Below are 18,818 nucleotides of genomic sequence, written 5' to 3'. Positions count from 1 at the left end.
CGAACGCGACGCGGACATGGGTCCCGGCTCGCGCGGGACCCAACGATATCTTCCGGCACCGGTTGGCATGCGCGTTTTCATGCCACCGAGGCGGAAAGGAAGCGCGTACCGGCGAGGCGATGCTCCCAGGACAGGGCCGTGTGCACGATGACGTCCAGATCGTCGTAGGCAGGGCGCCACCCGAGCAGGTCTCGCAGGCGGTCGCTGCGCGCGATCAACTTGGGAATATCGCCTGGCCGGCGCGGCAATTCCACGACATTGAGGCGATGCCCCGCCGCCTTCGCCACGGCTTCGACCACTTCGCGCACGCTGTAGCCGTGTCCGTAGCCGCAGTTCAGCGTGAGCGAATGACCGCCGTCGCGCAGGTGGTCCAGCGCGCGCAGGTGCGCTGCCGCCAGGTCGTCCACATGGATGAAGTCGCGTACACCGGTGCCGTCGGGCGTGTCGTAGTCCGTCCCGTAGATGGCAATGGAGGCGCGCTTGCCCACGGCATGTTCGCAGGCCACCTTGATCAGCAGCGTGGCCTGCGGCGTGGAGTGGCCGATGCGTCCGAGCGGATCGCATCCGGCCACGTTGAAATACCGCAGGATCACGTGCCGCATCGCGCCCGTCGCGCACCAGTCGCGCAGCATCGTCTCGGACATGAGCTTCGACGTGCCATAGGGGTTGATCGGACACGTGGGGGTGTCCTCGTCGGCCACGCCGGCCTCGGTGGTGCCATAGACCGCGGCGGTGGACGAAAAGATGAACTTGTCGATGCCCGCCGCCGCGCAGCAGGCCAGCAGGTTACGTGTGTTGCCGGTGTTGTTGCCGTAGTACTTCAGTGGATCGCTCACCGACTCCGGCACCACCGTGTGGGCGGCGAAGTGCAGCACGGCGTCCACCCTGTGGGCCTCCAGAACGCGCGACACGAGGTCGATGTCGCCGACATTGCCCTCGACGAACGAGGCACCTCGCACCGCTTCGCGAAAACCCGTGGACAGGTTGTCGATCACCACGACGCGCTCGCCGCGTTCGACCAGTTGCTGCACCGTATGGCTGCCGATGTAGCCGGCGCCTCCCGTGACGAGTACCGAATTCATGCGGGCCTCCCGGCGTGGGCCGGTGGGAAGTTGCGCTGGAGCCAGCCACCGATGCCGTCGAGCAGGCGGGCGCGGTCGCCGGTAAGGATGTAGGTGTGATCGGTTTCGGCGACATAACGCGTGGTCACGGCCGGATGGTTCATCACCCGGCCGAAGCATTCGCGGAACTGCCGCGCATGATTGAAGTAGTTGCTGATCCCACCCGAATAGACGAGGTAGAGCTTCATCCCACGCTCCACCATGCCGGTGAAATCGGCGATCACTTCGTCGCGCGGCGCCGGAGCCACTGCGAACACGGGCTCCGATGCCGGCCGCTCTGTGCTCGCGGCGGGCTTTCGCCGCAGCAGGCGCGCCCACCGGCCGGGGTCGACCAGGCGCGGAAGGTAATGCCGAAGCTTGTAGCCAAGGGTGCGGTACGCATAGCCGTCGAGGAACACCGCACCGGATACGCGTGGATCCGTCGCCGCCACGATGTGGGCGTTCTGTGCGCCCGAGCAAAGACCTACCAGCACGAAGCGCTCGCAGCCCGCGCGCGCCTTCAGCAGGTTCATGGCGTCGTCCAGGTCGGCGCAGACCTGTTGTGCCCGCGTCAGGCCGCCGCCTGTCGCGCCACTGTCGCCCAGTGTCGAGAGATCGAAGCGCAGTGTCGGGTAGCCCGCCTCGTTCAGTTGCCGGGTCAGTTCCACGTGGAGGCGGAACGGGCCAATGCGATGGACCAGACCCGCATTCAGCACGATGACCCCTGTTTCGCCAGGGGCTCCGTCGGGCACGCCGGCAATGCCGACGAGGTGACGGCCGCGACCGAAACGATGGGCTTCCTCGCGCATCACGCTGTCTCCCTGAGACGGCCGCTCACCGCCTGGATCACCGGCTGGGAGAGGATCGCTGTTTCCAGGCGGCGCAGATCGTTCCATGGCGTCGGCGGCGCGATGCCCGCAACCTTGCCCTGCGGCGCGACCCATCGGTTCCATGCGAAGGTCTCCGAGGCACCCAGGGAGTCGAGCACCATCGTCGGCACCTTTGCCGGTCCGACCGTGAGGGCGCGGAGTTGCCGGCGCAGGCGGTCGTCCGTATCGAACCCGAGCCATTGCTCGGCCACGTCGGCATGGCTGCGAGGTTGCGTGAAGCGCCCGGCATCCTCGCGCAGCGCCGCCTGCATCGCGTCGAGTGCGGCCACGTAGTCGCTCCCGTCCAGGACCGGGTCCCACACGATCGCTTCGGCGAAGCCCGCCCGTTCGGCGGCACACATGGCAATGCTGCCGCCGAGACGCGCGCCGAACGCCACCACGCGCTCCACGCCGGAACGCGCGCGCAGCTCCGCCGCGGCCAACACCGTGTCCGCCACACAACGATCCCAGTCCACCGTGGCGGTTTCTCCCGCCGAATCGCCCGTGCCGTGATAGTCGAAGCGCAGCACCGCCAGGCCCTGCCCCGCGAGCGCCTGGGCCAGTTGTCGATAGATCCGATGGCAGCGGATCAGATCCTGTCCGAGCGGCGCACACATCAGCACGGCCCGATGTGCCGGCACGTCCGGAGCGTGATACATCCCGAAAAGCCCGCCGTCGGGGCCAAAGAAGAAGGGAAGTTCGGCGTCGGGCCGCATGCTCATCTCCGATACACCACGCCGACGAAGAAACTCGTGGCCCGATAGTCCTGGCCGATCGCGTTGCTGGTTCGCCTTTCCCGCGCGACCGATACCTGGCCGCTCCAATGCTGGTTCCATTGCCGGCTGAGGTTGAGGCCCAGGCGCACCGTGGTGTCGTTCCTGTCCACCGTCTCGTACTTGAGCTTGTCCAGCGTGGCGAAGGCACTCAGCGTGACCGTCGGACGGACGCGATACCCGACACCGACGCTGAGGCCGCGATCGTTCTGGTCGAACGTGGGATCGTCGACGTAGCGGAGCTTGCTGTAGGCAGGCGATGCCGTGACGGTCAGACGCTCGCCGCGCCAGTTCCAGGTGGCATCGAGCCGGCGCTCCTTGTACACCTGCGAGCCGATCACCGCGCTTCCCGTGCCTATGCCCGTACCGATGCCGAGGCCGCTGCCCAACCCGCCCGTACCCGCGAAGGGATCGATCGATTCCGTGCGATCGGCGGTCAGGCCGGCACCGAAGACCCCTGGCGTCGTGATGATGTCCTGCGCCGCATCCGCGTACTGGTAGGCGCCGGACACAGTAAGCGAGTTGCGCAGGGTGGGCTGCCAGCCGAGGCGCAGCCTCACCAGCGGCGCGGAATGACTTCCGCCGCCGTCGAATTCGAGGCGGCTGCCGCCCACGAGCACATCCGCATCGAAATGCGCCAGGGTGCTGGTGTAGCGGACGAAGGCTTCCTTGCGGTCGTAGTCGGCGCTGCTTTCCTGGTTGTCGAAGTTCACCCGCTGGAACTCGACGTTCGCGGAGATGGTGTCGGTAGGGCTCAGGTCGCGGAAAACGCGAAAGGCCGCCAGGCCGCGCGACGAATCGAAGTCGTCCACCTTGGAGGCATAGCTGTTGATGTACCGCAACTCGAACTGCCCCCGCGCGGACTGGCCGAAGCGCATGCGCAGCGTCGGCCCCGCCACCAGCACGTTGGTCTGCTGCTGGTTGTCCGGCGAGTTGCTGGCCAACTGGTCCACCGGCTGCACGCCCGCATAGTCCTCCACCGAGAAATCGAGGCGGTCCGGCATGATCGTCCAGTTGCCCTGGCCCGCCAGCTGCGTCTGCAACTGCGAATCGAAATGGTTCTGCAGGTATTTGCGATATTCGACCGTGCCCGCCACGTTCGCCTGGAACGTCGAGCCCATCTGGGTGAACTGGAAGGTGCCCCCCGGTGTCAGCACGTTCTCACTCACCGGGTTGTCCGAGGACAAGGCGATGTTGTTGCTATGCTCGACACCGGCATAAAGCGTGTAGTTGAGCGTCCCGGCCAGCACCATCGACGGTGCCGTCGCGAGTCCGACCACGATGGCGCAGGCAAGCCTGGACGACGGCGGCATGATCCCTCCCCTTCGCCCCCGATCCGACGGGGGCGCGCACTCAAGGCGACTGGTTGAACACCACCCCGGCGAGTTTCGCGGGGTCGAAATTGGCGACGGCCTGGCTGATCGACGACGGGGTGTCACGGCCGTAGCCCGCCACCAGCACGACGAAGTCCGCAAGATCGGAGAGGATCCGCGCATCAGGCGCCCCCTTGACGGACGGGCCGTCGAGGAACAAGTAGCGGTCGGAGTAGCGGCAACGCAGGGAATCCAGCACGGCGCGCATGCGGAACGACGAGAAATACTCGCTGCTGTTCTCGCGCGGCCGGCCCGATGGAATAAGCCTGAGGCGCGGCACTCCCGTGGGGTACATGATCGAGGCGATGCCCCGTGAGGGGTGTTCGAGGAAATCGATCAGGCCTCCGGTCTGCGGCTCCACGCCAAACGCTTTGTGCTGGTTCGGGTAGCGCAGGTTGCAATCGATCAGCAGGCTGGTCTTTGATTCGTCGAAGGCAAACGCGGTGGCGAGATTCCGTGCCACAAAGCTGCCCCCGGAACGGGGGCTCACCGCGACCACCAGCGTGACGAAGTTGCTTTCGCCCGCCATCTCCAGCAGGCGCGTGCGGATGCTGCGGAACGAATCCGACTGTTGGCGGACCGACTCCTCGCGATGGATCAGGCGCTTCCGCTCGCAGTCGATGGGAGCCAGTGCGCCGCCTTCCTCGCGCATCCTCGCGATGGAATGGCCCGGCGAGACATGCTCGCCTTGGCGGGAGGCGACCACGTCGCCCAGTTCGATGTTGTCAGCGGCCATCTTGTTCATCGTCAACCCTTGATCCTCAGCCAGAACACCAGGAGGTAGACCGCCCCGACACTCGCGACGATCACGGCGAGCATGGTGTTTTGCAGGTGTTCGCGGCGGCGGTCGCGCGGCGTGGGATAGAACGGAATGCTTGCCAGGATCGGGAAGCCCGTGGCCCGTTCCACCTGCGCCACGGAGCGGACACGCGGATCGAAGCGCGCCACGGCGAACAGCAGGCCGAACGGAACGGCGAGCGAGAGGGCGAGCCCTGCCAGTCCGAAGTGCATGAAGCGCAGGCCCGTCGGCACGAGGGGCATCACCGCGGGGTTCTGCACCAGGAACGTCAGGCCGCGCTGCTCCGCGTCGAGGTTCATCGAGACGCGGGCGTTCTCGCGGCGCTTCAGCAGATCCTGGTACACGTCGCGATTCACGGTGTAGTCGCGGGTGAGCTCCGCCGTCACATTCTCCGAGTTGGCGATGCGCTTGCTGCGCTCCAGCTCCGACTGCAGCATGGCTTCGCTTGCGGACACACGGGCGGCGCTGGCAGCCGCATCGCTGCGTATCGAGGCGAGTTGCAAGCGCATCTGCTGATACACGGGATTCATCGTCACGGCATGGTCCAGCGCCACGGCTCCGCCGACCGTGCGCTTCGCATCCGCCGTCTGCGCCTGCTTGCGCAGGTCTTCGATCTGGTGGCGAAGGCGCACCACGTCCGGATACTCATCGGTGTACGTCAGCCGAAGCGTGTCCAGTTGGCCTTGCAGGTCGGCAAGCTGCGTCTGGTAGATGCCGCCGACCGTCTGCACCGCGTTCACTTCGGACTCGCCGCTGAGCTGCGAGGTGAGCGCCGCCGCCTGCGACTGCTTCTGCATGTAGTCCATGCGGTTGTTTTCGATCTGCGTGCGCAGCTGCGCGATGCGCGCATTGGCGTCGGTTTCGCTGCCGGGGCGCGCATCGGCATTCGCGTCACGGTAGGCCTTCAGCTTGTCTTCCGCATCGGTGAGCTTCGTGCGGTAGGCCTCGACCTGGCTATTGATGAACTCGTACGCCTCCCGGCTTTCCCGCTGCTTGGAGGCCAGGCTCTCGCTGATGAAGAGCTGGCCGAACGCACGCGTGACCTCGAAGGCGCGCTTGGGATCGGAGTCGAAGTAGCTGATCGTGATGAGGTTGTCGCGGTTGTTCACGATCTTCGTCCGCGCCTTGATACCCTCCACGATCCTGTCGCGCTCCACTGCCGAGGGATTGCCCGCCAGCCAGCCGCCCGTCTTCAGCACGTCGTCGAGAACCTTGCGGCTGAAGATCACGTCGCGGGCGATGCCGGCGCGATTCTTGTTGCCCGTGGCTGCGGCGGCACCTTCCATCAACGGGGTGATGATGCTGGCCTCCTGGGCGAGGATCGTGGTGGACGCCTCGTACTTCTTCGGCCACACCGAGCCGACCGCCAGCGCCGCAAGAGCGATGACCGCGAAGATCACGCCCATCGCGATACGCCGCCTGCGCGCTTCGCCCACCAGTGCGGGCACGATGCCCGAGAAAGGAACGAGTTCGCCACTCATCGAATTACCCCTTGCATCCGCCTGCGGCGGAATCGGTCAGAATGCGCGCTGCGGAACGGTGATCACGTCACCGGGCTGCACCGGATAGTTGTTCGCCAAGTCGCCCTGCTGGAGGATCTTCTCCAGCCGCACCGCGTAGGACTGCGTGTCGCCGCCCTCGTTGCGGCGATAGAGTTCCGTGCGATCGGGCGCCGCGAATTCGGTGGTGCCCCCGGCCGCGAGCACCGCGTCGAGCACGGTCATGCCTTGGCGGTAGGGAATGGAAATCGGACTGCGTACGGCACCGGTAACGCGAACGCGCGACAGGTACTCGTGGCTGCGCAGCGCGGTGAGGATCACCGCCACCTGCGGGTCGCGAATGTATTGCGCAAGTTTCTGCTGGATCTCGGCACCCACCTGCTCGGTGGTGCGGCCACCTGCGGCGACGTCGCCGACGAGCGGTACCGTAACCTTGCCGTCCGGTCGCACCGGCACGCTGACACTGAGGTCGGGGTTATGCCAGACCGTGACCTGGAGCTGGTCGTCCACACCGATCAGATAGGTGTTCACCGCCTGGCTTTCGGCGGCGGCCTTTGGTGGCGGGGACGTGCTTCCGCCGGTGGCGCACGCGCCCAACAGAAGTACGGTGGCGAGTGTGGCAACGCGATTGAAGACCTTCATGATGAACACCTGCCCCTGTGACTTCGTCGAGCGGTATCGTCATTTCAATGGCACCCGGCGTCCATTCCGACAGCCCGCCTATGCCATTCGACCGAAGGTGTTCCGGAGCGCGTTGCGTCATGCTGGAAGCCTGTTTCCGACGCACTCGAGATGCCCGTTTGGCCGAGTCGCTCGACATCGTGGAAAGCCTCACGCACCCGGCCGTCCAGTCACTGTTGCTGGGCGCGATCTCGCTTGCGATGGTGTTTCGTCGCCGGCACGCCCTGGCGGCATGGGCAGGCGCGATAGCCCTGGCCTGGCTGTGGTTCGCGTCCACACCCGCACTCGCCCTGGCGTTACGAAACACCCTGGCGACGACCGGGCCGCCACAGCCTCCCCACGCCGATGCCATCGTGGTGCTGGGCGGGGAGACGCGTCCGTTGGCCGACTGGTCGAGCGCGAAGACCCGCGCGGGCAAGGGGCTGGCCCTCTGGCGTGCCGGATACGCTCCGCTCCTGGTGGTATCCGGCAGCGATCAGGCGCGCGCGATGGCGGAGGGCTACGCGGCGGCTGGTGTACCGGTTCACGCTATCCGGGTGGAAGCACGCAGCCGGAACACACACGAGAACGCGCGCGATTCGGCGGCCTTGCTGGCGGCCAGCGGTGCCTCGGAGGTGTTGCTGGTAACGTCCGCCACCCATATGCGTCGGGCCTCGGCGGCATTCAGGAAAATGGGCATCAAGGTGTGGCCGGAGCCCACGGACGAGACCCATGTGGCCCTGTACGACGCGCCGGGCTGGTTGCCGCGCCGCGATGCCCTCACCCTCACCGCCCGCTGCCTTTACGAGCGGATAGCCCTTTGGGCCTATCACCTGCACGGATGGATCTAGGGACCCTAGGGATCGTCCGTCTCGATCTGGAGGGAGGTTTTCCCGTCGCGGCGAATCAGGCCGGGGCCGAACTGCACGACCTTGCCGTCCTTCAACACGACGGTGTAATCCTTGTGTGAGAACGAGAAGCGGCCGGGCCGGCGGTCGAGCCAGCTCAGCACTTCGTAACCGACGATCGTGCGGTCCGAGTCGGGACGACCGAGGCGGTCGATCACCTCGTCGCGAGGCGTGCCCACGTCGAGCCGGGCGATCTTCGCCGCCATGCCCTGACATCCAACGAGTCCGACGACCAGGACGGCCATCGCGATCGCACGTTTCATCCTCACCCCCGGAAAGGACAGCATCGCCCGCGATGGTAGCTCACCGCCGGGAACTTGCGACGGTCTTTCGGGCGACGGCAGTCAGCGTGTCGTCGCGGGTGCAGGCGAACTCGGCTTCTGGCCGACCGGCTTCCCGTGCGGGTCGAGGAGGTGTCCCTGCGGATCGCGATTCTGGTCGTTCGCATCCTGGACGCGATTCGTCACGCCGGGCTTCCCTGGTTCCACCGGAGCCAGCCCGCGTTCTGTCGCCCCGGCATCGGACGCCGGACGCATGGGTGCGGCCGCCGGGTTGCGCGGAATCGACGACGACGGGGTCGGCAACGGCGGCGGCTCGGTCGCCCGTTCTCTGGCGGCCGGCCGGCTTGGCACGACCTGCGCCGAGGCGTGAGGCGCAGCGGCGACGGCGAGAACGAGTGCGGTAACGACGATGGACGGACGCATGAGGGCTCCGGATGCGCCGCGGAAGCGGCGCTTTCGTCCGGACACTATCGCCTCGTACGTGAAGAGCACATCTGTCCGGTCAGTTCAGCTCATCCGGATGCGGGCCCATGCGGTTGCCGGCGTCGAGCCCGTCGATGGCTTTCATGTCGTCTGCCGACAGTTCGAAGTCGAACACGTCGATGTTCGCGGCGATGCGTTCCAGCGTCACCGACTTCGGAATCACCATGTGTCCAAGCTGCACATGCCAACGCAGGACCACCTGCGCGGCGGTCTTGCCGTGCTTCTCTCCGACACGGACAAGAACGGGATGCTTCAGCAACTCGCCACCCTGCCCGAGCGGACTCCATGCCTCCGTCACGATGCCGTGTTTCGCGTTCACCGCCACGAGTTCGCGCTGGGCGAAATCCGGATGCAGTTCAATCTGGTTCACCACCGGCACGACGCCCGTTTCCCCGATGATGCGCTCGAGATGCTCGGGCTGGAAATTGGAAACACCGATGGAACGGACGCGGCCTTCCTCGCGCAGGCGCAGGAAAGCCTTCCAGGTATCGACGTAGCGATCCTTCTTCGGCGTCGGCCAATGGATGAGGTACATGTCGAGGTAATCGACACCCAGACGCTTCATGCTTTCATCGCAAGCGTGCAGCGTCTCGTCGTACCCCTGGTGCGCGTTCCACAGTTTGGTCGTGAGGAAGATGTCGCTCCGTGCCACGCCGGAGCGCTCCATGCCCTGGCGCACGCCGCGCTCGTTACCGTAGATCGACGCGGTGTCGATGGAGCGATAGCCCGTCTGCAAGGCGTGGGCAACCGCATCGGCGGTTTCGGCGTCGGGAATCTGGAAAACACCGAAGCCGAGCTGCGGCGCGGTGTGGCCATCGTTGAGGGTGAGGAGCGGAACCTTCGCTGCCATGTGACTCTCCGGAAGGGGGACCACCCCCGATGGTCCCCATTCTCACGCATGCGGGATGTGACGGCAGAGGAACGCCTCAATCCCCGCGTGCGGCGTAACGGGTTTCCACGTAGTTGTCGAGGATCGCCACGAATTCTTCCGCGATGCGATCGCCGCGCAGGGTCATCGCTTTTTCACCGTCGATGAAGACCGGTGCCGACGGGGCCTCGCCATTGCCCGGCAGCGAGATGCCGATGTTGGCGTGGCGGGACTCGCCCGGCCCGTTCACCACGCAGCCCATGACCGCGAGTGTGAGGTTCTCGACGCCGTCGTACTTCACGCGCCAGAGCGGCATTTTCTCGCGCACGTGCCCCTGCACCGTCTTCGCCAGCTCCTGGAAGAACTCGCTGGTGGTGCGGCCACAGCCCGGGCAGGCAGTGACCAGCGGCGTGAAGGCGCGCAGGCCCATGGTCTGCAGGAGTTCCTGCGCGACGATCACTTCCGTGGTACGCGACTGTCCCGGCTCGGGCGTGAGCGAGATGCGGATGGTGTCGCCGATGCCTTCCTGCAGCAGCACGCCCAGCGCGGCGCTCGATGCCGCGATGCCCTTGGAACCCATGCCGGCCTCGGTGAGCCCGAGGTGCAGTGCGTAGTCGCCACGCCGGGCCAGGTCGCGATAGACGGCGATGAGTTCCTGTACGCCGGAGACCTTGCAGGACAGGATGATGCGGCTGCGCGGAAGGCCGAGGTCTTCGGCACGGGCGGCGGAATCCAGCGCGGAACGAATCAGTGCCTCGCGGGCCACGTGGCTGGCGTCCCATGGATTCGCCCTGCCCGCGTTCTCGTCCATCAGCGCGGCCACCATGGACTGGTCCAGCGAGCCCCAGTTGGCGCCGATGCGCACGGGCTTGTCGTAGCGGATCGCCATTTCGATGATCGAGGCGAACTGGGCGTCCTTCTTCTTGCCGAAGCCCACGTTGCCGGGGTTGATGCGGTATTTGGCCAGCGCCTCCGCACAGGCGGGCTCGCCTTCCAGCAGCTGGTGGCCGTTGTAGTGAAAATCGCCGATGAGAGGCACCGAAACGCCCATCATCTCCAGCCGCTCGCGGATACGCGGCACCGCGGCAGCGGCCGCGGGGGTGTTCACGGTGATGCGCACCATCTCGGAGCCGGCGCGGGCCAGTTCGGCCACCTGCTTCGCGGTGGAGACGGGATCTTCCGTGTCGGTGTTGGTCATCGACTGCACCACGATGGGCGCGCCGCCGCCCACCTGGACACGGTCGATCAGGACGCCCGTGCTGGGGCGGCGTGCGCCGGCTTCCGCGGGACGCGGGCGGCTGGAGAGGTCTTCGGTCATAGCGGGCCATTTTACCGCATATCCCCGTAAACTCGGGAACATGAACGTCCGCCACAGTGCCACCGGTTTTTCGAATCGCCTGTTCGCCGAGCAGGCCCTGAGCCGCAGCGCGGGGGCGCCCCTGATCGGGGGGAACGCGGTCGAACTGCTGATCGACGCCCGCGCGCATTTCGACGCGTGGCTCGCGGCCATCGCTTCCGCGCGGCGCCACGTCTTCCTCGAGAACTACATCGTCCGCGACGACGCCATCGGCCGGGCATTCCTCGACGCCCTGGTGGAGCGCGCCAGGGCCGGCGTCTTCGTCGCCGTCATCGCGGATTGGGCGGGGTGCCTGGGCCAGTCGCGTTCGTCGTTCTGGAATCCGTTGCGCCAGGCCGGCGGACAGGTGCGCATCTACAATCCACCGAAGCTCGGCAGCTCGTTCGGTTGGGTGAGCCGCGACCACCGCAAGGTGCTGGTGGTGGACGGCGAGGTGGGTTTCCTGTCCGGCGTCTGCATCAGCGAGAAATGGCTGGGCGACCCGGCGCGCGACGTGCCGCCGTGGCGCGACACGGGGGTGATGCTGCGCGGGCCTGCCGTCGCCGAAATCGAGCATGCATTCGCGGACAGCTGGCGCGAAACCGGCGAGCCGCTGCCGAACGACGAGCGCCTTTTGCCGCCCGTGAACCTGCCCGGGGCAGGCCATGTCTCATTGCGCCTCATCGCCACGCAGCCGAGCACGGCGGGCATGTACCGCCTCGACCAGATGGTGGCCGCCATGGCCACGCGGACGCTGTGGCTTACCGATGCCTATTTCGTCGGCGTGGCGCCGTATGTGCAGGCCTTGTCGGCCGCCGCACGCGACGGCGTGGACGTGCGCCTGCTGGTACCCGGCAGCAGCGACATCCCGATGGTGGCCAGCATGTCGCGCTCCGGCTACCGGCCGCTGTTGAAAGCCGGCATCCGCGTGTTCGAGTGGAACGGCTCGATGCTGCACGCGAAAACGGCCGTGGCCGACGGCCGCTGGGCGCGTGTGGGCTCGTCCAACCTCAACATAGCCAGCTGGCTCAGCAACCGCGAGATCGACGTGGCGATCGAAGACGCCGACTTCGCGAGCCAGCTTGCCGCGCAGTACGAGGCCGATCTGGAGAACAGTACCGAGATTCTCCTGCGCGGCAGGCGCCGGCGCACAGGCAACGAGCGCATGCGCAGCCGTTCGCCGCGCCCGCCCCGGCCACGGCGCGGCGGCGGCAGTTCCGGCCGGGCCGCCGCCGGCGCGCTGCGCATCGCCAATACCGTCGGCGCCGCGATCACCCAGCACCGCGTGCTTGGCGACACCGAGACGGGGCCCGTGCTCGCGGGTGCGGCAGCGGCGCTGGTGCTCACGCTCGTGGCGATCGTCTGGCCTGCCGCGATCGCGTGGCCGCTCGCGCTGATCGGCGCCTGGTTCACCGTGAACCTCACCGCGAGTTGGTGGACGATGCGGCGACAGCGGAGGGATCGAGCGGGACGCGGCGACGAGGACGCTTGATTCCGCAACGGTAGCGGTTCAAAGTCTCCTGCAAGTGGCTAGCCGCCACCGGCCCAAGGAAGGGTTCGACATGCCTGTCTGTACCACACCGCATACCGGCACTCCGGTCGTGGCCGCCATCGACCCACGCGGATTACCGTTAAGGTCCGTTACCTACTTGCGCAGCGAAGAGCCCGACCCGCTGCAGACCCTGGTGCATCGCCTGTCGCACGACGCCGCGGGCCGTGAACGCGCACGTTGGGACCCTCGCCTTTGGGCGGGCGCCAACGACGGCGGCCCCGCCACGCTGCGACAGATACCCTCCCTCTCTGGCAGGACCCTGCGCAGCGACAGCGCAGACGCGGGACAAAGGATGCTCCTGCTGGCCGCCTCAGGCCGAACCGATACTGTCTGGGACGCGCGAGGGAACAACCAATGGCGGGAGGGCGACGCATTGGACCGCCCCCTGGCCATACACGAGCGGTCCGCCGATGGCACCACTCATTGTGTAGAGCGCTTCACCTATGCGCCCGGCAGCGGTGACGCGCACGAGACGAATCGAGCGGGTCGCCTTGTCCGCCACGACGATCCGGTGGGCAGCCTGCACATCGATGCCTTCGCGCTTACCGGGGGCGACGCCAGCCAGCGCCGTATCTTCCTGCGCTCAACCGCGGCAACGGACTGGCCGCTGGAGGCCGCCGAGCGCGACGCCCTGCTGGAAGACCAACCCGCCATCACGCGCTTTCTCTACGATGCGACAGGCGACGCCTGCGCGATCACCGATGCAGCCGGTCATCGTTGGCGCTTCGCTCAGAATATCGAGGGACACCCGCGCGATGCATGGCTGATGCGACCCGCGACGGGCGAGCGGCACGTGTTTGGCGAGGGACGTTACGATGCGGCTGGCCGGCTGGTCAGCCGCGTGGCCGCCGACCAAACCTTCACTACTGAATGGACCTATGGCGAAGACGACCAACGGCTGAAAACCCGCCGCAGCAAGCGAGCCATCGACGGCGCGTTGCTGGAAGACACGGCCTATGTGCATGATCCCGTCGGCAACGTGCTGGAAATCCGCCGGCTTGGCGGTTCGGATTTGTATACGTACGACTCCCTTTACCGCCTGACGAGTACGGAGGGTACGGAAAGCGCACTGGCCACGTCAGGCCCCGACCTCCCGCCCTGGCAGCCTTGGCCGTCCAGCGACACCATTCGATACACCGAGCACTACACCTACGACACTGCCGGCAACCTCGTTTTGCTTGTTCATCGCGGCGCGTGGACGGGCGAACAGCGCATGCGCGTTGCACCCTTCAGCAATCGCGCCGTGCCCTGGTCGGACAACGACACCGACGTCGATGCCGCGTTCGACGCCAACGGCCACCAGTGCGTCATGCCAGGCGTGCGCCTGCACTGGAACGTGCGCGGGCAATTACGGGAAGCCGTTCGCGATGTTCCTAACGATCGCGAGCAATACGCTTATGACGGCGCCGGCCGCCGCACCAGGAAATGGTGCGTGGACACCCAGGGCGCTATCACCCATGAAACCCGCTACCTGCCTGGCCTCGAGCAGCATATGGGTGCCGATCCGCACCAGGTCGCCACCGTAACGATCGGCGACGTCCTCGTTCGCAACCTGCATTGGCTTGGCGAGCCGCCCGGGGGCCTTCTCAACGACACTCTTCGCTTCCAACTGAGCGACCACCTCGGCTCGTACACGTGCGAACTGGACGAGCAGGCAGAGGTTATAGGCGACGAATGGTACAGGCCCTATGGCGATACCGCCGCGCGCGTCACACGCGATCCGAACGAAGCTGACTACAAAACCTGTCGCTACAGCGGGAAGGAACGCGACGGCACCGGTCTTGACTACTACGGTTACCGCTATTACGCATCCTCACTGCAGCGATGGACCAGCCCCGATCCGGCCGGTTACATGGATGGCTGGAATCTCTACGCCATGGTCAAAGGCAATCCCGTCACCTTCGCCGATGCGATGGGCCTTTGGAGCCGGCAAGACACCGGCATTGTCGCGGCATCGGCGGCTCGAGCGGGCGCCGCCGAATTCATATCGACGGTGGTCGGAACGACATTCCAATGGGCATGGGACCAGGCGGACTCCGACGTCATGGAAAACGCCGCGTACTACATGTTCCTGAGCACCGCGGTAGGGTCCGGTGCGGTCGTGGCCGCCGCACTCATGCACGGTCATGTCGCTGAACATCCTCGTGGTCCCAGGACGATCGCGATGGGCGCGGCAACCCTGGCCGGCGCCCTGGGAACCGGTATGCTCTATCGCGCGTCGGGTATCACCGGCAGACAGGCCGTCGATACCATGACCAAACTGATCGTGACTTCCGCGCTTGCGCCCGTCCTGCAGTATGGGCCGCGAAACGACTGGGCTCCGGGCCACTCCCCTTCGTTCACCTACAGCGTGGAGCAAATTTCCGCAGGGGCGGCCATCGCGGCGGGAATGGCACGCCTCAAGACATACGTTTCGCCGACGATTGGCGCTCTGCTGATCCCCCCAGCCGAGAAAGCGATGAGCGAGACGGCCGCCGCGCTCCTACGAATGACACGTTACCGTCAAGCCACGCAAACGAAGCACGGGCACACCTTCCAGAAGCGAACCGCGGTGCACATAGCGACGGGGATAACGACCCGGGGTGTCTTCAGACCGCTCGCCGCGTTTGCCGAGACACTGTGGCCGAGGCTCGGCATGAACGAGGAAATCTCGGCGAGCATGAGCGTGGTAGCGTCGTCCATTGCCGGCTACGCTCGGGGCATCGTTGCTTATCACGTCAAGAAGAATCTGGAAAAGATGTTGGGATTCGCCGGTGCACCGGCGTCTGCGTCGCCGGAATACGGATCGTTGCTGCGCGGTAGAACAAAGTCCCTTCCTTCCTACGGCGCGACATCTGACCGCGGATCACGGAGACATCCAAGGGCAATGACCGTTTGACCCAGGCCGCGCCTTTAGACGAGGAAAACGCTTGACATATGCCAGGGGGGCGACTAATACATCAATAGAGCAACGGAATTGCCGCATCCAGAACCAGGACGGTTCGCCATGCCAGACACTGCCAGCCTGCATTCGCACACCCCCGTCGTTTCCGCGGTCGATCCGCGCGGACTTGGCATTCGAAGCATTGCCTATCTCCGGACGACCGAGAGCGACGAACCGACGCCCCTCGTAAGACGTTCCCAATGCAATGTGCGCGGGCAACAGGAGATGCACTGGGATCCCCGTCTTTGGAAGCGATTCCAGGAGAATGCCGGCAGTCCGCCCACGGGCAATGCCATATGGAGCCTTTCGGGCAAGCCGCTGCATGTGAGTCATGTCGATTCCGGCCGGCGCGTCGCCGTGTTCTCCGCAGCCGACAACCCGGTACAGATCTGGGATAGCCGCGGGACCATCATGCGGTACGCATTCGACGACCAGCTCAGGCCGGTCTCGACGCATGAGCACATGGCAGGTGCCAGCGACAGGTGCGTCGAACGTTTCACCTACGGTGCTGCGGACGCTCCCAGCAACCGGCGAGGCCTCTTGATCCGGCACGACGACACCGCGGGCACCACGACAGCCGTCGAATACACGATCACGGGCGCACCGCTGGACGACACCCGCCGTTTCCTCGCCACGATGGATGTGCCCGACTGGCCCGAGGACGTGGCCCAGCGCGACGCGATGCTCGAAGCCGACGCATGGACAACCCGGTATGGCTACAACGCGTTGAGCGAGGTCATGCTTCATACCGATGCGCGCGGTAACACCCAACGCTCGGTGCGAGGCGTCGATGGCAGTCTCGGACAGGTATGGCTCGGCCTGGCCGGAGGCGTCGAGCGTTGTCTGTTGAGGGAGATGGTTATCGACGCCGAAGGGGCCCCTGTACTCAGGATCGACGGCAACGGCATCCAGAGGCATTGGGAATTCGCCCCGGCGGACCATCGACTGAAAAAGTCGAGCGCCAGGCGCGGTAGCGACATGCTCCAGGACCTTTCCTATGCCTACGACGCTGCCGGCAACATTGTCTCGACAGACGATGCGGCGCAACCGATCACCTATTTTTCCGGCAGGAAGGTCGAGCCAGTCAACACCTACCGCTACGACACGCTCTATCGCCTGATCGGCGCCACCGGACGTGAAAGCGTCAGTCCCGCCACGGGCCCGGGGGCACCCGCCTGGCAATTGCAGCCCGGTGAGGCCGTCGTGGGTTACCAGCAAACCTATGAGTATGACGACGGCAATAATCTGTTGTCGCTTCGCCACGCGGGCGCCCAGTCTTACACGCGCCGCATGGCAGTTGCAGACACCAGCAATCGCAGCATGCCATTGGACGATGGCCAGCCTCCTCCCGATCTTGCCGACGGCTTCGATGCCAACGGCAACCTGCGGAACCTGCAACCGGGACAGGAACTCGTCTGGAACGGACGAAACATGCTGTTCCGCACGACCCAATTGGTTCGCGCGCACGCGGCAGGCGATAACGAGCGTTATGCCTACAACGGTGTCGCCACACGCGTGCGCAAGCTCCAGACCATCCTGGTCGGGGGGCAATGGCGAACGCGGGACGTACGCTACCTTCCAGGCCTGGAATGGCGCACCGACCAAGTCACCGGCGAGCGCCTGCAGGTCATCTGTACCGAGATCGCCGGCGGCACGGTACGCACCCTGCATTGGGAAGGCGGTACCGTTCCCCCAGGTATGGAAAACGACACCGATCGTTATGCCGTCACCGACCACCTCGGGTCATGCACACTTGAGATCGATGGCAACGCATCGCTGATCAGCCACGAGTGGTACCACCCGTACGGAAGCACGGCGGGTTGCGTGGCGCGCAACCGCATCGAAGCCAGCTACAAGAGCATCCACTATTCCGGTAAGGAGAGGGACGACTCCGGCTTGCATTATTACGGCTTCCGTTATTACGCATCCTGGCTCATGCGCTGGATCGCACCGGACCCTGCCGGCGATGTGGATGGTCAAAACCGCTTTGCCATGGTGGGGGGCAATCCTGTTACCCGCGCCGATGCGTCGGGACTGGCACCGTCCGAGGATGGGGAGGGACCAGAACGCGGCGCAACCGTGTTCGATTCCGCCCTGCGTGAATTTATTATCACCATGTTCGCCATGGCGTTCATGCTGCTGTTTACAATCGGCGGCGAATTCGCGTTTCCCACCGGCGAGAGCTCTGACTTGGCCCACGCCACTATGGCGGTCATCGCGGGCATGGTCGCTACGGCAGGTTGGTTCGCTGGCGCAAGTGGCCGAAATCAACAGACTAGGGGCATAGGTTGGGCGTTGGCCCTGGGCGGAGCCGGCCTCACCGCTGGCCCCTATTTGCTGGCCATGTTTGGAGGCAATCCAATCAACGACGTGGTGACCAACATGTTCGCAACCTCGGTCTATGCCCTCGTGAACGCATTGGCCCAACGATTATTCGGTGAAGCCGGGAATAGTGTCGACTTCGGCGGTCGCCGAGCGCCCGGGGGCATTATCCTGGCCAATGGCCTCTTGGGCGCCGTCGCCTATGGCGGATCTGCCTTTATCGCCGGCAATAACCGCGTTGCCGACTTTCTGCTGGGCCAACCCTTGACTGCCGGTGCGCTCAAGGCTGGCATCACTGCCATCAGCGTCCGCCATCCGCAGGCTGAAATCAATTCCGGAAGGCGGAGGATAAGTCCGGTCAATGGCCGAGACGCTGTGACGGACACGGTACTTCGTATGGTCACGCAAAACTTCGGAGACTTAATGGGACTTCTCGTGAAGGCGATTCTGGCACGGCTCGGAATTCACTTGGACCAAGAGGATTACCGAAACGCGCAGCGTTTCTTCGAAAGATTCTCCGGGAACCTGGGCAACGAATTATTAGGCCCATATGCACGGCCTCAACTACCTGACCATGCACAAATCGCGGCAGACGAGGCTCTGGAAGCGAGCAGACCACCCGACCAAGGAGGCGACACCTATAGGTTGATGAATGTTTCGCCCACTCCGCAGACGCCGTTCACACCAGACACACCGGGCCCGACAATAATGCCACAGTTTACATTTGGTCGCTCACGGTCCCAAACGCCAATGCCTCAGGCTCCTCACAACGGAAATTGGTGGGCGCGCGTGAAGGCTTTTTTGGGGTTCTGAACCGCTGCATCCGGCCAGCGTCCCGAGCTTCCGTGAAGTACCTTGTTTTTAGCCGCGCCATGGCATTGCCATAACGAAGCGTCAAGGCCGACGCGGCTTGAATTCCAATGGTTGGGCCTCGCTGTGCGGTACGGGCTGGGCGCAGCTGTTACACGAACCGCACCCATCCCCGCAACTGCCCGTCGCAACGGCGGGCTGAAGGCAGCGGCCGAGGAACCGCATCGCTCGTGAGCGGCCTTCGCGGTTCAGCCCTGCCGAG

At 65.4% G+C, this 18,818-nt stretch carries 15 protein-coding genes; 4 read left to right on the top strand and 11 right to left on the bottom strand.

Annotation, left to right across the window (positions count from 1 at the left end; translation table 11 throughout):
- Positions 1 to 77 precede the first annotated feature (77 nt).
- From galE to FHS47_RS11250, 7 genes are read right to left on the bottom strand one after another with little or no spacing between them, the layout of a single operon-like run.
- On the bottom strand, positions 78 to 1,082 hold the full coding sequence (galE, locus tag FHS47_RS11280; protein ID WP_167027124.1) for a UDP-glucose 4-epimerase GalE: 1,005 nt from the start codon (positions 1,080 to 1,082) through the stop codon (positions 78 to 80).
- Positions 1,079 to 1,909, bottom strand: a complete 831-nt coding sequence (locus tag FHS47_RS11275; protein WP_167027121.1) for an alpha/beta fold hydrolase — start codon at positions 1,907 to 1,909, stop codon at positions 1,079 to 1,081. Before FHS47_RS11275 ends, galE begins: the two co-directional genes overlap by 4 nt.
- Positions 1,909 to 2,685: an alpha/beta hydrolase gene (locus tag FHS47_RS11270; RefSeq protein WP_167027118.1), complete on the bottom strand. Its 777-nt coding sequence runs from the start codon at positions 2,683 to 2,685 to the stop codon at positions 1,909 to 1,911. The genes FHS47_RS11275 and FHS47_RS11270 overlap by 1 nt, the downstream gene beginning before the upstream one ends.
- A 2-nt stretch (positions 2,686 to 2,687) precedes the next feature.
- Positions 2,688 to 4,055 carry an outer membrane beta-barrel protein gene (locus FHS47_RS11265; protein WP_167027115.1) on the bottom strand — a complete coding sequence of 456 codons (1,368 nt, stop codon included), beginning with the start codon at positions 4,053 to 4,055 and terminating at the stop codon, positions 2,688 to 2,690.
- A gap of 40 nt (positions 4,056 to 4,095) precedes the next feature.
- Positions 4,096 to 4,860, bottom strand: coding sequence for a CpsD/CapB family tyrosine-protein kinase (locus FHS47_RS11260; protein ID WP_208381915.1), 765 nt, complete (start codon positions 4,858 to 4,860; stop codon positions 4,096 to 4,098).
- A 2-nt stretch (positions 4,861 to 4,862) separates the two neighbouring features.
- A complete protein-coding gene (locus FHS47_RS11255) occupies positions 4,863 to 6,395 on the bottom strand; it encodes an XrtA system polysaccharide chain length determinant (RefSeq protein ID WP_167027112.1) in 1,533 nt (510 codons plus the stop codon).
- 36 nt (positions 6,396 to 6,431) lie between these two features.
- Positions 6,432 to 7,055, bottom strand: a complete 624-nt coding sequence (locus tag FHS47_RS11250) for an XrtA/PEP-CTERM system exopolysaccharide export protein (protein ID WP_167027109.1) — start codon at positions 7,053 to 7,055, stop codon at positions 6,432 to 6,434.
- A 158-nt stretch (positions 7,056 to 7,213) separates the two neighbouring features.
- On the opposite strand from FHS47_RS11250, the gene FHS47_RS11245 reads away from it, so the two are divergent.
- Positions 7,214 to 7,924, top strand: a complete 711-nt coding sequence (locus FHS47_RS11245) for a YdcF family protein (RefSeq protein ID WP_167027106.1) — start codon at positions 7,214 to 7,216, stop codon at positions 7,922 to 7,924.
- A gap of 5 nt (positions 7,925 to 7,929) precedes the next feature.
- Here FHS47_RS11245 and FHS47_RS11240 read toward each other — a convergent pair whose 3' ends face one another.
- The 4 genes from FHS47_RS11240 to ispG all read right to left on the bottom strand — a co-directional run bounded on the left by FHS47_RS11240 (position 7,930) and on the right by ispG (position 10,931).
- On the bottom strand, positions 7,930 to 8,244 hold the full coding sequence (locus tag FHS47_RS11240) for a hypothetical protein (RefSeq protein ID WP_167027104.1): 315 nt from the start codon (positions 8,242 to 8,244) through the stop codon (positions 7,930 to 7,932).
- A gap of 81 nt (positions 8,245 to 8,325) precedes the next feature.
- The gene (locus tag FHS47_RS11235; RefSeq protein ID WP_167027101.1) at positions 8,326 to 8,685 is read right to left on the bottom strand and encodes a hypothetical protein; all 360 of its coding nucleotides are present in this window, start codon (positions 8,683 to 8,685) and stop codon (positions 8,326 to 8,328) included.
- A gap of 79 nt (positions 8,686 to 8,764) precedes the next feature.
- Entirely contained in the window at positions 8,765 to 9,595 is an 831-nt protein-coding gene (locus tag FHS47_RS11230) for an aldo/keto reductase (protein ID WP_167027098.1), read from the bottom strand.
- A gap of 76 nt (positions 9,596 to 9,671) precedes the next feature.
- Complete coding sequence (gene ispG / locus FHS47_RS11225; protein WP_167027095.1) at positions 9,672 to 10,931, bottom strand: flavodoxin-dependent (E)-4-hydroxy-3-methylbut-2-enyl-diphosphate synthase; 1,260 nt, start codon at positions 10,929 to 10,931, stop codon at positions 9,672 to 9,674.
- A 40-nt stretch (positions 10,932 to 10,971) separates the two neighbouring features.
- Here ispG and FHS47_RS11220 point away from each other — a divergent pair, with 40 nt between their 5' ends.
- The 3 genes from FHS47_RS11220 (at position 10,972) to FHS47_RS11210 (ending at position 18,559) form a co-directional block, all read left to right on the top strand.
- Positions 10,972 to 12,441 carry a phospholipase D-like domain-containing protein gene (locus tag FHS47_RS11220; RefSeq protein ID WP_167027091.1) on the top strand — a complete coding sequence of 490 codons (1,470 nt, stop codon included), beginning with the start codon at positions 10,972 to 10,974 and terminating at the stop codon, positions 12,439 to 12,441.
- A 70-nt stretch (positions 12,442 to 12,511) separates the two neighbouring features.
- Complete coding sequence (locus FHS47_RS11215) at positions 12,512 to 15,379, top strand: RHS repeat-associated core domain-containing protein (RefSeq protein ID WP_167027088.1); 2,868 nt, start codon at positions 12,512 to 12,514, stop codon at positions 15,377 to 15,379.
- A gap of 108 nt (positions 15,380 to 15,487) precedes the next feature.
- On the top strand, positions 15,488 to 18,559 hold the full coding sequence (locus FHS47_RS11210; RefSeq protein WP_167027085.1) for an RHS repeat-associated core domain-containing protein: 3,072 nt from the start codon (positions 15,488 to 15,490) through the stop codon (positions 18,557 to 18,559).
- Positions 18,560 to 18,818: the final 259 nt, after the last annotated feature.

Origin of the sequence: Luteibacter sp. SG786 (assembly GCF_011759605.1) — a bacterium.
Lineage (GTDB): Bacteria > Pseudomonadota > Gammaproteobacteria > Xanthomonadales > Rhodanobacteraceae > Luteibacter.
The sequence above is the reverse complement of the archived record's forward strand: the minus strand, read 5'-3'. Positions and strand labels throughout refer to the sequence as shown.

What these genes read in the sequence shown, in the direction of transcription:
- FHS47_RS11210 (WP_167027085.1), top strand. Translation starts at nt 15,488, where the DNA reads ATGCCAGACACTGCCAGCCTGCATTCGCACACCCCCGTCGTTTCCGCG.
- FHS47_RS11230 (WP_167027098.1), bottom strand. Translation starts at nt 9,595, where the DNA reads ATGGCAGCGAAGGTTCCGCTCCTCACCCTCAACGATGGCCACACCGCG.
- ispG (WP_167027095.1), bottom strand. Translation starts at nt 10,931, where the DNA reads ATGACCGAAGACCTCTCCAGCCGCCCGCGTCCCGCGGAAGCCGGCGCA.
- FHS47_RS11260 (WP_208381915.1), bottom strand. Translation starts at nt 4,860, where the DNA reads ATGAACAAGATGGCCGCTGACAACATCGAACTGGGCGACGTGGTCGCC.
- FHS47_RS11275 (WP_167027121.1), bottom strand. Translation starts at nt 1,909, where the DNA reads ATGCGCGAGGAAGCCCATCGTTTCGGTCGCGGCCGTCACCTCGTCGGC.
- FHS47_RS11215 (WP_167027088.1), top strand. Translation starts at nt 12,512, where the DNA reads ATGCCTGTCTGTACCACACCGCATACCGGCACTCCGGTCGTGGCCGCC.
- FHS47_RS11270 (WP_167027118.1), bottom strand. Translation starts at nt 2,685, where the DNA reads ATGCGGCCCGACGCCGAACTTCCCTTCTTCTTTGGCCCCGACGGCGGG.
- FHS47_RS11220 (WP_167027091.1), top strand. Translation starts at nt 10,972, where the DNA reads ATGAACGTCCGCCACAGTGCCACCGGTTTTTCGAATCGCCTGTTCGCC.
- FHS47_RS11250 (WP_167027109.1), bottom strand. Translation starts at nt 7,055, where the DNA reads ATGAAGGTCTTCAATCGCGTTGCCACACTCGCCACCGTACTTCTGTTG.
- FHS47_RS11240 (WP_167027104.1), bottom strand. Translation starts at nt 8,244, where the DNA reads ATGAAACGTGCGATCGCGATGGCCGTCCTGGTCGTCGGACTCGTTGGA.
- FHS47_RS11255 (WP_167027112.1), bottom strand. Translation starts at nt 6,395, where the DNA reads ATGAGTGGCGAACTCGTTCCTTTCTCGGGCATCGTGCCCGCACTGGTG.
- FHS47_RS11265 (WP_167027115.1), bottom strand. Translation starts at nt 4,055, where the DNA reads ATGCCGCCGTCGTCCAGGCTTGCCTGCGCCATCGTGGTCGGACTCGCG.
- FHS47_RS11235 (WP_167027101.1), bottom strand. Translation starts at nt 8,685, where the DNA reads ATGCGTCCGTCCATCGTCGTTACCGCACTCGTTCTCGCCGTCGCCGCT.
- galE (WP_167027124.1), bottom strand. Translation starts at nt 1,082, where the DNA reads ATGAATTCGGTACTCGTCACGGGAGGCGCCGGCTACATCGGCAGCCAT.